Annotated in this window: 10 protein-coding genes; 7 read left to right on the top strand and 3 right to left on the bottom strand. The window is 34.6% G+C overall.

Features of this window, described 5'->3' with window-relative positions; all coding sequences use genetic code 11:
* Nucleotides 1–57: 57 nt before the first annotated feature.
* The gene (locus BMG01_RS09300) at nucleotides 58–330 is read left to right on the top strand and encodes a hypothetical protein (protein WP_233127291.1); all 273 of its coding nucleotides are present in this window, start codon (nucleotides 58–60) and stop codon (nucleotides 328–330) included.
* Nucleotides 331–544: 214 nt separating this feature from the next.
* Here BMG01_RS09300 and BMG01_RS09305 read toward each other — a convergent pair whose 3' ends face one another.
* On the bottom strand, nucleotides 545–1180 hold the full coding sequence (locus BMG01_RS09305; RefSeq protein ID WP_084013468.1) for a DUF4230 domain-containing protein: 636 nt from the start codon (nucleotides 1178–1180) through the stop codon (nucleotides 545–547).
* A 235-nt stretch (nucleotides 1181–1415) separates the two neighbouring features.
* Entirely contained in the window at nucleotides 1416–2042 is a 627-nt protein-coding gene (locus BMG01_RS09310) for a plasmid pRiA4b ORF-3 family protein (RefSeq protein ID WP_084013469.1), read from the bottom strand.
* Nucleotides 2043–2412: 370 nt separating this feature from the next.
* Here BMG01_RS09310 and BMG01_RS09315 point away from each other — a divergent pair, with 370 nt between their 5' ends.
* The 6 genes from BMG01_RS09315 (at nucleotide 2413) to BMG01_RS09340 (ending at nucleotide 11137) form a co-directional block, all read left to right on the top strand.
* Nucleotides 2413–2754, top strand: a complete 342-nt coding sequence (locus tag BMG01_RS09315; protein ID WP_084013470.1) for a hypothetical protein — start codon at nucleotides 2413–2415, stop codon at nucleotides 2752–2754.
* 174 nt (nucleotides 2755–2928) lie between these two features.
* Nucleotides 2929–4194, top strand: coding sequence for a hypothetical protein (locus BMG01_RS09320; protein ID WP_084013471.1), 1266 nt, complete (start codon nucleotides 2929–2931; stop codon nucleotides 4192–4194).
* Between the two features lie 111 nt (nucleotides 4195–4305).
* On the top strand, nucleotides 4306–7278 hold the full coding sequence (locus BMG01_RS09325) for a type I restriction endonuclease subunit R (protein WP_084013472.1): 2973 nt from the start codon (nucleotides 4306–4308) through the stop codon (nucleotides 7276–7278).
* Between the two features lie 25 nt (nucleotides 7279–7303).
* Nucleotides 7304–8845, top strand: a complete 1542-nt coding sequence (locus tag BMG01_RS09330) for a type I restriction-modification system subunit M (RefSeq protein WP_084013473.1) — start codon at nucleotides 7304–7306, stop codon at nucleotides 8843–8845.
* Nucleotides 8846–8919: 74 nt separating this feature from the next.
* Entirely contained in the window at nucleotides 8920–9855 is a 936-nt protein-coding gene (locus tag BMG01_RS09335) for a site-specific integrase (RefSeq protein ID WP_084013474.1), read from the top strand.
* A gap of 16 nt (nucleotides 9856–9871) precedes the next feature.
* The gene (locus BMG01_RS09340; RefSeq protein WP_084013475.1) at nucleotides 9872–11137 is read left to right on the top strand and encodes a restriction endonuclease subunit S; all 1266 of its coding nucleotides are present in this window, start codon (nucleotides 9872–9874) and stop codon (nucleotides 11135–11137) included.
* A 233-nt stretch (nucleotides 11138–11370) separates the two neighbouring features.
* Here the strand turns inward: BMG01_RS09340 and BMG01_RS09345 are convergent.
* On the bottom strand, nucleotides 11371–11817 hold a 447-nt coding region (locus tag BMG01_RS09345; RefSeq protein WP_143470154.1), incomplete at its 5' end, for an IS3 family transposase.

An 11817-nucleotide genomic window follows, 5' to 3' on the forward strand; every position in this document is an offset into this window, starting at 1 on the left:
AGCGAATACTAGGTATAAGCCAATTGGTAACATTGGAGGTAAGGACTAATTAAAGTTATGGCTTATATGTTTCGCTTCAATGCCAAAAAGGGGTCTTACATTTATCCAGCAAACAACAACGAATCAGTTCCTGAATCCAAAATGTATTTGAACGAAGGAACCACTTTTGAAAATAATGTGAAGCATAAAGAAGATATTATTATTACAAAATTGGGCTTGATGATACCGAAAAGCAAGGATTTAACATATTCTGAATTTTATCAAGAAATGAAATTGAATGAAACCCAACTTGTAAACTCGATAATGAAGGATCAAGATTTTGGTTACTAATTATTTTTATTCTGATTTAAAGTAAAATCTAGATATCCTACTATGCACTTGGTAAAATATCAGTATTTCACTAACTACAGATCGCATACTTTTTGGTACGTGAAAAGTTGATTTTTTTATGCACACAAGCCATGAAAATATACAAGTTTAAAAGACGTCTAACATTTTTGGTGTTAGACGTCTTTTAAATTAGTAGTTATGTAGCAATATTCTATTACTCAAAATTAACTTTCACACTTGTTTCTTTGCCAGTCGACTTGAAAAGTGTGGTGTAATAATCCTTAGCCGAATCCTGAATCATGTCTTTGTATGTTTTTAAGTAATGTTTTTGTTTACTACTTGAAAGTGCTTGAGAAACAAGTTGTCCCGTATCTACGTTTTTTGTTGATGCACTTAAAACATTGCCACTGTCATCATAAAGTTGGTAAGGGTTTTTCTTATCTAATTCGACACCAATAACGTCGAATTTAGGTACTGTAATATCAACTTGGTTCTTATCATTATATTTAATCTTAACTGGCTTTTTGATTCCCAACTTAGCATCATAGTTTAAAATAATTATCGCTTTTTTCTCTGTTAGTGGTACCCCTATGTGAGTCCATGGTATTTTAAGATTATTTTGTCTTGTTTCGATATCTTGTATACCGACATTCAAAAAAACATGTTCATCAACTTTTTCAAGGTTCTTAACCATGGTAGCTGTAGTTGACTGACTGGTTTGAATTCCTGCATCTTGATTATTGAAAAGGCTATTTAATTTAAAACCAGCAATCAAACCGACAATTAAAATAACAACCAACAAGACCATGATAAGCCATGTATTAGTTCTACTTTTTCGTCTAAACATCATTATAGTTGTACCCGCTATATATATTATTTTTTGTTAACGAATTTCATGACTAATCCAAAAATTACCAATCCAACAAAAGCCAGTGTAGGACTTAAAAATAGTAATCCAAACAATACCAAAACCAAAATAATAGTTATCGCTTTTTTCATCTCGCACTCCAGTAACTTCTATCAATTACATATTACTATATCATATTATAGGATTTCACTAAAAACAATAACTAGAGTTTTCCTATCTACTCATTATCTTCGTATTGACGCTTCAAAATGCTTATTTCGGGCTTCAGTTTCTCATTGGCAATTGGCAACGAGAAAGGACGAAGGTAGGGTAGTTGATTACCAAAAATTTGATAATAATGATCAAGATCACCACTGGCAAATGCTTCTATATAATCATGTAATCCAGAATTGCCACCGATATCTTCTATTAATCCATAGCCCGATCCTCCAGTGACCCTAGGAATGTCATGCAACATTATTTCTTTTGTTTCTATTGATTCAACGTTTAAAGAAATCTTCCAATTATCTCCGAAGTCGTACTGAAATTTAAATTGATTGTTGAGATTTGAAGACGAAAAAAATTGATTCAAATTTGTTTCTATGACACTATAATGCTTACTAAGTGTTACGAATTCTGGTAAATCCATTTCTGGTAATAAATAATAGTAAGATTGCTGATGATTAAAAAGTTCAAAACTCTTTTGAAAACCAAATAGGTGGAAGCCTTCTAATCCAAAAGCAGATATTAAGGTATAACCCAAATATGCAAGTGAGCGTTCCGCATTAATCAAAATCGTTCGACCAATGACTGGTTGAAAATCATCGAGTTTAGCTTCAATTTGATAGATTGTATGAGTGGCCATTGTTTATTTCTTTCAAGTTATTTTTGTTTGTTAAAAATAAGTTTAGCACATCATCCTTAAGGCTAGTATAAATTTATAAGACTGAGATTATTGCTACACTATACTGGGGTTTATTGCAGTTAATTGTTGATAAATAATTTTACTTAAGAAATGCCTTGACATTAGCAAAGAAATATTATAAATTTAATTCAACAAATAAATTACGTGTTATATCAAGAGCTAGTGAGTGGTTACACACTTTGACCTAGCAGCAACCTGCCAATTGGTAAGGTGCTCCACTGTAAACGGATATACGTCACTTAACCGTGTTCGTATATCGAGCACGGTTTTTTTGTGGCAAAGTCCCAGTGACGTTAAACAGGAGAAATAGATGTCAAGTATACTAGATGATCAACTACGATTAATGGCTTTAAAGCAATACGGGTTAATTGAATCAATTAAAACACCCGACATTTCTGAAGCAGATTTAACATTAATACTGAAAAATACAGAAAATGAAACTATTGAACAATTAGCAACTGAACAGCTGCAACATCTTAATAGTCAGGCCATCCAAAATAATTTGAATTTGTATCACAAATTCTATGATTTGAAAGGTATGGCAGCTTACAGGGCGAGAACACAAAGTGTTCTCGAACTGAAAAACAGATATAAGAAAGCTAATCCTGATGAAAAAGTTAAAATTCTGGATATTTTACATAATGCTCATTAATGTGATGGAACACTCAAACCAGGATTTTTTGTGTCTGTCGTGATATCAGGTGCTGTTTAAAAACCAAATTAGATTATTAATTTGATAGAACCCAATCTTGCTCAATTAACATGGTCAATTTCCATTGATTAGTGGCATAATATAATTAACTTAACTTTGGAGAAAATTGAGAATATGGAAGAGAAAAGTGTCATTAGTACTGCTAACGAGATTGTTCTAAAAAATACAATAGGTGACGAACTAAGTCTCATTCGGACGGCCCCTAGTAATTTGAAGTCTGATGGTTTTCAGGAAATTTTAATTAACAGTGAAGTGATTGGTAGTTCAATATATGGGTTGAGCAATTTAACCCAAACTTTAAATTTTTCCACTGAGGGCCTACACCTCTTTACAAACACGGTACCAGTAACACAATTGAAGCAGTATGCTAATCAAACATTATCCTCAATGGTGAAAGGTGATGGGGGAAAAATAATTAGTCATTCTGGCTTTAAGCAAGTTGGTACATTATCGTCTACCCTGGCTAACCCCGCAGTAGCCTTAACTGTTTTGACAACAGTTATTATCAAGCAACAGTTCAATCAAATCAATCAAAAGATTGACGATATTGCTACAAAGTTAGATAGCGTTATTGGTATGATGCACGCCGAAAAATTGGCTGTATTACAGACTATCGATGCACGAATCAAAACAATTACACAGCAAGAAAATATTTCGTCAGCTAATATACAAGAACTAAGCCACTTGGCAAACGAAGCACAAATTATTTTCAGACAATACAGTATTTTACTTAACCAATTTGATCAGTCGAAACTTTTAAAAACAAAAGGGTTAAATGATGCGGCCAAAATTGCATATATGTTAAAAAATGTTCAAAATAGTGACTTAATGATGGATTTCAAAATGGCCTATTTTGCGGATTCTTTATCCTGGTTGGTCAGACTCACTATTATTACGTCGTTAGTTAAAACAGGAACTGATTCAAAAACTATTGAAGAACGAATTGATACATTCAAGAGAGAGTATGAATCGAGTTTTTCTAATCATGCCATTGATTATATTGAAAAAATAAAACAACCTATTATTGAGAGAGCACTCAACGTCATTACAAAAACCGACACGATTGGTGACGTTGGTACTAAAGCGGTTGAAGCATTAGGGCACGTTACAGACAAAATTCCTGGGAAAGCAACAAAATTTCTAGGAAATAAATCACAGGCCTTCAAAAAGCATTCAGAGACAATCAAAGAGAATGCTACTGTTGAACTTGAAGATGAATTTAACAACATGGTTCAACCTATTTTTGGCGAACCTGTCGATGAAATAGCCTCAAATATTATCGATAAATTGACTGCACCTACAGAGGTTATCTACGCGATAGATGATAAATCGCAAGATATTAGAATGTTTATCGGAAAATCATCAGCAAAAACAATATAGTAACATGTGATTAACAATTTAATCCATTAGCTGACTATAGAAATGAAAAATACGTGGGCAATGGCGTAGCTACAATTATAAAATACACACATAGAAAGATTAGACCAATTCATGGCAGAAGATAAATTTGAAGAAGCCGTTATAGAAAAGTTGAAAAGTGAAGGTTGGGATTACCTGGCTTATTATTCAGGCGTAACTGTTAATCACCTCTATGATCATTGGCGTGATATATTGAATGATAATAATCGTACAAGGTTAGAGGGCGTCTTATTATCTGACAATGAGTTTGAGCAGGTAAAATTGGAATTATTGAAAAACAAAACACCTTATGACGCTCAGCTAATGCTTGCTGGGGCTGGTGGAGTTGGAACCATCCCATTAATTCGTGATGATGGAACGCAATTAGAGTTAGAGATTTTTTATGGTGATGAAGTAGCTGGTGGACATTCTCGCTATGAAATTGTGAATCAAATTACCTTTAATGATTTGACGTTTAGTTTGAGTTCAAAGCGGCGCGTCGATATTGTTTTATTAATTAATGGCTTGCCAGTCGCTCACGTGGAAGAAAAAGACGAATCTCTTCAAAATCAATGGAACGCATTCGAACAACTTCAAAAATATGATAGTGATGGTATGTACACGGGACTTTTTTCTTTTGTTCAAGTGCAGTTTGTTTTATCGCAAAATTCAGCGCATTATTTTGCGCGTCCAAAGAATAGTGATGCTTATAATAGAGACTTTGTTTTTGGATGGCGCGATGATAATGGCCAAGATGTCACAAATACGATGGCCTTTATTCACGAAGTAATGGGCATTCCTGCCTTGCATCGTTTAGTGACGACAAATATGATTCCCGATGCGGCCAATGATAATTTGATGGTCATGAGATCTTATCAAATTCAAGCCACTCGCCAAATTCTTGATCGCATGCGTGAGATGAATCAAAATGATTTTGTTGAAAAAGAGGGCGGCTACATCTGGCATACAACAGGCTCCGGAAAAACTGTGACTTCCTTTAAGGTGGCCCAATTGTTGGCTGCGATGCCTCGTGTTCAAGATGTTTTATTCATTGTTGATAGAGTGGATCTAATTAATCAGACATATGATAATTTCCGATCATTTGCCTACAAAACTTTTGAAAACCGAATCAAGGTAGTTAATAGTACGGAAATCAAACGTGCTTTAAAACAGAATAAAACCTCAAATATTTATTTGATAACGATTCAAGGTTTAGACCGTGCTGTTAAGTATGGATTATTGTCAAACCGTCGGATGGTTATCTTAATGGATGAAGCTCACCGATCCGCCAGTGGTGACTCTGTAGGCCGTATAAAAAAAGCCTTACCTAAAACAACATGGTTTGGCTTTACAGGAACCCCTAATTTTTACAGTGATGAGGTTAATGAAGTTAAAACGTCAAAAAACATTTCAACGTTCGATATTTTTGGGCCCAGACTTCACCGCTATACCATTAAAGACGCAATTGGCGACGGCAATGTTTTGGGATTTGATGTTACTTATTATGAAACTGATTTTGAACATAATCAGGAGTCAGAATTAACTGAAAAACAGTTGGAACAAAAAGTCTTTGAAAGTTTGCCATTCCGTCAAGCTGTTTTGAATGACATCAAAAATAACTGGTCAACTAACGCCAGTGGCCCCATTGAGATGGGGGTTAGAAAACCAAATCAGTTTCAAGCGATTTTGGCTGTCTCCGGTAAACAAGCTGTTGCGTCTTACTACAGTTTGTTCAAACAAATGTTTCCAGAACTACGGGTAGCCATGACTTTTTCTCGCGATGAAAATAACGGGGTCGGAACATCGGACCTACAGGCGGCATTAAAGCAAGCAATGATAGATTACATGACTCTCTATGAAACGCACAATTTTTTGGAGGATAATGACCCACAGCGATCATACTTGAATGACATTACAAAGCGAATTTCTAGGAAAAAGCCCTATAACCAGGATAAAGATGCTGACCGTCTAGATTTGATTATTGTGGCTGATCAGTTATTAACTGGTTTTGACTCTAAATATGTCAATATCATCTATATGGATAAATTGATGAAAGAAGGCCCATTAATTCAAGCCATGTCTCGGACTAACCGTACGATTAATAAAGCAGCGAAGCCACATGGTAAAGTACGTTTTTACCGTAAGGGCGCGGTTATGGAAGAAAATGTCAAAAATGCCTTAGTTATTTACACCAAAGGTGGTAATGATACGATGGCTGATGCAGCAAAAATTCCCGATGAAACCGAACAAAAGGAGCTGTTTGATGACGGCATTCTGGCCCCAAAAATGGCAGATCAAATTCATGACTTGCAACCAAAAATTACCCGATTGCAAGTTTTAGCTGGTGAAGACTTTTCACAAATGCCGCGTTCTGAAAAAGACCAAGTGGAATTTGCAGTAACTGCTGCCGATGTTAACTCGAAGGTACAGCAACTAGTTCAACAAGGATACGTAATAGGGAGTCAGGTTGAAGGTGTTGATGGCCCAGTTAGTTTGGGCATTAAAAACAACTCGCAATTAAGTGCTCTGCAGGCCCGGATGAATGATGTTAACGAAATCTTGCCCGCAGAAAAACAAATTGATTTAACCAACATCAAAATAGCCATTCAATCCTATGCCAACGAAATCATTGACTACGATAAATTGGTGGATTTGCTCAATGAATATATGGATACAACTATTCCTGAGAATCGTGTAGCCGTTGAAGAACATGTAAAACCTCTGGATCAAGATAGTCGTGATGAGATAGGGCAAGTCTTAGATGGCATCGAACAAGGTACTTATAAAGATCATTTTGATACAGAAAAGCTGAAGTCCGTTAGAAAAATAATTCGTAATACGCAACAAGAGTTAAATATCTACAAGTGGTCAGCTGACCATAATTATAATGGTAATGACATTCTCGAAGCTTACAATGTTTATCTTCCGGGTGTGGAATTGGTTGATAATACAAAATTAAATCAATTACTCCAAAAAATGGAAAACAAATTGAATATTGGCTTTTTTGAAACTGCAGACTTTGAAGAAAATGTGTTGGCCTATTTTGCTAAAATTACCAAACATTAAAATAATTTAGAAAAGAGAAATCAAAATGGCATTAACTGCTGATAAAAAAACATTAATCTGGAAAACACTGAATGAAACGCGTGGGAAAATTGAACCCGCTGAATACAAGAACTATATATTTGGTTTGATGTTCTATAAGTTTCTATCTGAAAAGGCTCAAAATTGGCTTATTGGACAACTTCGTGGAGAAACATGGGCTAATATTTGGAACCAAAATCCTGAAAAAGCGGCAGCGTTTATGCAATCAAAATTAGGTTACGTCATTCAACCTGGCGAATTGTTTAGTGACTGGCAGGATGCTATCAACACGGATCAGTTTAATGTTAGTAATGTAGCAGATGCATTGGTACATTTTAATCAAGGCATCCAAAAAGGGGCTAAAGCAACTTTTGATGGTATTTTCGATGATATGGATCTTTCATCAAGTCGATTGGGCAGTAATACACAAACTCGTACGAAAACCCTTATGGATTGGATTAGTTTAATTGATCAAATAGAATTAGACGAAGACGCAGATGTTTTGGGTGATTTGTATGAATATTTAATTGGAATGTTCGCGGCTAATTCTGGTGCAAAAGCCGGTGAATTCTATACGCCTCATCAAGTCTCTGACATTATGGCCCGCATTTTGACTGCAGGTCGTGAAGACATGCCCGAATATAGTCTGTATGACCCAGCGATGGGATCAGGATCCTTGCTTTTGACAACTGCCTCCTACATGCACAATGATGGTGTACGTGGAGCCATTAAGTATTACGGCCAAGAAGTGATTACAACTACGTACAACTTGGGACGTATTAATTTAATGATGCATGGCGTCGAATATAATGATATTCATATTCATAATGCAGATACACTGAGTTCTGATTGGCCAGATGGTGTCCAAAGTGGTGTGGATAGTCCTCGCATGTTTGATGCCGTGATGGCGAATCCACCATATTCATTAAACTGGGATAATACAAATAGGGAGGATGATCAGCGTTTCAAAGCTGGCGTTGCACCTAAATCAAAAGCTGATTTCGCATTTTTGCAACATGGATTGTATCATTTGAAACAAGACGGACGTATGGCAATTGTTTTGCCCCACGGAGTTCTTTTCCGTGGAGCAGCCGAGGGTCGTATCCGTCAGCAATTACTGGAGAATCGTAACATATCCGCAGTGATTGGGTTACCAGAAAAAATATTCACAAATACTGGTATTCCAACGATTATCATGATTTTAGAAAAAAATAGAAAAACCGATGATGTCATGTTTATTGATGCATCTAAAGGGTTTGAAAAACAAAAAAACAATAATTTGCTTCGTCAACAAGATATTGACTTAATTATTGAGACTTATCTGAAGCATGAGGACGTCGATAAATACGCTCATGTTGCGACTTTTGATGAAATCAAGGAAAATGATTTTAATTTAAACATTCCACGTTACGTCGATACCTTTGAAGAAGAAGAACCAATTGATTTACACAAAGTTGATGAGTCACTTATCGAAATTGATAAGGAAATAAACGAAAGCAAACAGACATTTAACGAATTATATCAACAGCTAGTTTCCACTGAAGAATAATTATCGTCTCAATAAGTTTTATTTTTTCCATATGAAGTGTACATACTAAACACTTCATGTAGAAAGGATAAAAAATGTATAATTTATCAACATATTTTGAATATTGGGTTTTAAACCACAAAGCAGGTTTTGTGCGTGACAAAACATTGGCTAAATATAAAACCACCGGATCATGGCTTAAAAGGCTAGAAACAGAAATACCTATTTCTAAATTATCAAAAAGCAATTATCAAGAAATCATTAGATTGTATAGTCAAGTTCATAGTCATAAAACTGTCATGGATTTTCATCGGCAAATTCGTGCAAGTATTTTGGATGCTTATGATGATGGTATTATTCAAAAGGATTTTACACGAAAAGTATTTTTAGGAGGACGAGCAGTTAGAGCTAAGAATATGTTTTTGGAGGAAATTGAAGCCAAGAATTTGATGCAATCGTTTGAACTAGAGAAAAAAAGTGGGCTAACCTGGGAACATTTTTTAGCTTTGTTACTCACAACAGGCCTCAGATTTTCAGAAGCACTCGCGCTGACGAAGAATGATTTTGATTTTCAAAATTTAGTTATACATGTCACAAAGTCATATAATTATCAGAAAAAAGGTTTTGTTAATCATAGATTTCAGCCTACGAAAAATGAATCATCTATCAGAACGATTGCGTTAGACTTAAAAACTGCATGGATACTACGACCTATTGTAGAAAACATAAATCATACAATGCCGATATTCCCGAGCATAGAAGGAGAGGGACATCCTGTGATATATAATTCTACTATTAATAATCGATTAAAAAAATATTGTCAGTTGGCAAAAATACCAATCATTACGCTCCATGGACTTAGGCATACGCATGCTTCTGTTCTGATAGCCAATGGTATTAGTATTCAGGTTGTAGCCAAACGATTAGGTCACGCAAATAGTATAACTACTCAGAACACTTACATTCATTTATTAAAAAGCACAGAACAAAAGGCAAACGAAAAAATTACCAGTATTTTAATTAATTGGTAGAAATGGGAGTGAGGAAATGCAAACAAAAAAAAGAAAGTCACCTTCTCTGCGATTTAGAGGTTATACAGATGATTGGGAAGAGCGTAAAATTGAAGATATATTAAAAAATATAAAAGGATCAATGAAAATAGGACCTTTTGGTAGTGCTTTAAAGAAAGAATATTATGTTGAAAAAGGAATAAAGGTATATGCTCAAGAAAATATTTTTAAAAATGATTTTTCATTAGGAAATTACTATATAACTGAAGATAAATATTTAGAATTACAAAGTTGTGAGTTAATTCCAGGAGATATCGTTATTAGTATGATGGGTACTATAGGAGCCTGCTCGGTATTTCCAGAAACTAGCGAAAAAGGAATAATGAACTCCCATTTGCTAAGACTACAAACTAACGATTCTTCACTTGCTGAATATATAGCTTTACAAATAAAAGATTCACCTTTTATAAAACAGCAGATTTTAAAGTTATCTGTAGGGAGTATTATGAGTGGTCTAAGTTCCACAGTAGTTAAAAAACTAAAATTTCCTATACCTTCTATTGAAGAACAAAGAAAAATATATTTATTTTTCAAACAATTAGACGATACTATCACTCTTCATCAACGTAAGTTAGATTTACTCAAGGAACAGAAAAAAGGCTTCTTGCAAAAAATGTTTCCAAAAAATGGCTCAAGGGTTCCTGAAATGCGTTTTTCGGGATTTGCTGACGATTGGGAAGAGCGTAAGTTATCTAGCATTTCAGAGCGTGTTACTAGAAAAAATAAAAATAATGAGTCAACTCTTCCACTAACAATATCTGCACAAGATGGCTTAGTAGATCAAAACGATTTTTTCAATAAGCAAGTAGCCAGTCGTGATGTTACTGGATATCTTTTAGTTAAAAATGGTGAGTTTGCATATAATAAAAGTTATTCAAATGGATATCCATGGGGGGCTATTAAGCGTTTAGATAAGTATGATATGGGCGTTCTGTCGACACTTTATATAGTATTTAGACCTACGAAAATTAATTCTCAGTTTCTAGTTTCATATTACGATACCACTAGATGGTACCGGGAGGTTTCTAAGAATGCAGCAGAAGGGGCTCGTAATCACGGGTTGCTAAATATTGCACCTACTGATTTTTTTAATACTCTACTAGTTGTTCCTAAGATAGTAGATGAACAAGAAAAAATCGGTTCATTCTTCAAACAAATGGATAACACTATCGCTCTTCATCAACGTAAGTTAGATTTGTTGAAAGAACAGAAAAAAGGCTTTTTACAAAAGATGTTCGTTTAGGGTCTATAATAAATGATACTTTTAATAACTATAATTTTTAGTAAAGGAAGCACTAAACTATGGATAACATTTCTAAAGAAATTTTAACAAGTATTATAAATGACTATTCAGAAAATTTTCCTGAGACAATGTCAAAAGATACTATTTTTGAATATTTTACAATAGAAAACTACTTCAAGGACATTGCTCATAAGTCAATAATTCGGAATATTTTTTATCTAGGGCTGAACTGATTAGGCAACTTTTATTTTTTGATTGGCAAGACTGATTCTTTCGTTGTTGAACCAATGAATATACTTGGACACATCTAAAATTAGATGTGCAATCGATGGAAACCGGAATTGATAAATCATTTCACGCTTTAATAGGGAGTGAAAACTTTCAATTTTGGCATTATCATATGGATGTCCTAGTTTTGAATACGAATGATCAATTTTATGTCGCTTTAACAAATTTTCAAAGCCAAAACTAGTGAACTGACTGCCCATATCAGTATGTAAATAATTTGGTTTTTTATCAGTTGACAGCGATCTTTGTAGTGTTGTAACTACCAATTTGGTATCCATCGTGGCACTGATTTGATGGGCTAATATCTTACGCGTTTGTAACTCTAAAACTGACGCTAAATAGACCCACTGACCATTACTCAACTTTAAATAAGTGATGTCCATGCTCCAAGC

Origin of the sequence: Leuconostoc sp. BM2 (assembly GCF_002095565.1) — a bacterium.
GTDB classification, from domain to species: Bacteria; Bacillota; Bacilli; order Lactobacillales; family Lactobacillaceae; genus Leuconostoc; species Leuconostoc falkenbergense.

Excerpts from the sequence above, each read along its gene's own strand:
- BMG01_RS09300 (WP_233127291.1), top strand. The coding sequence starts at position 58 with ATGGCTTATATGTTTCGCTTCAATGCCAAAAAGGGGTCTTACATTTAT.
- BMG01_RS09305 (WP_084013468.1), bottom strand. The coding sequence starts at position 1,180 with ATGATGTTTAGACGAAAAAGTAGAACTAATACATGGCTTATCATGGTC.
- BMG01_RS09310 (WP_084013469.1), bottom strand. The coding sequence starts at position 2,042 with ATGGCCACTCATACAATCTATCAAATTGAAGCTAAACTCGATGATTTT.
- BMG01_RS09315 (WP_084013470.1), top strand. The coding sequence starts at position 2,413 with ATGTCAAGTATACTAGATGATCAACTACGATTAATGGCTTTAAAGCAA.
- BMG01_RS09320 (WP_084013471.1), top strand. The coding sequence starts at position 2,929 with ATGGAAGAGAAAAGTGTCATTAGTACTGCTAACGAGATTGTTCTAAAA.
- BMG01_RS09325 (WP_084013472.1), top strand. The coding sequence starts at position 4,306 with ATGGCAGAAGATAAATTTGAAGAAGCCGTTATAGAAAAGTTGAAAAGT.
- BMG01_RS09330 (WP_084013473.1), top strand. The coding sequence starts at position 7,304 with ATGGCATTAACTGCTGATAAAAAAACATTAATCTGGAAAACACTGAAT.
- BMG01_RS09335 (WP_084013474.1), top strand. The coding sequence starts at position 8,920 with ATGTATAATTTATCAACATATTTTGAATATTGGGTTTTAAACCACAAA.
- BMG01_RS09340 (WP_084013475.1), top strand. The coding sequence starts at position 9,872 with ATGCAAACAAAAAAAAGAAAGTCACCTTCTCTGCGATTTAGAGGTTAT.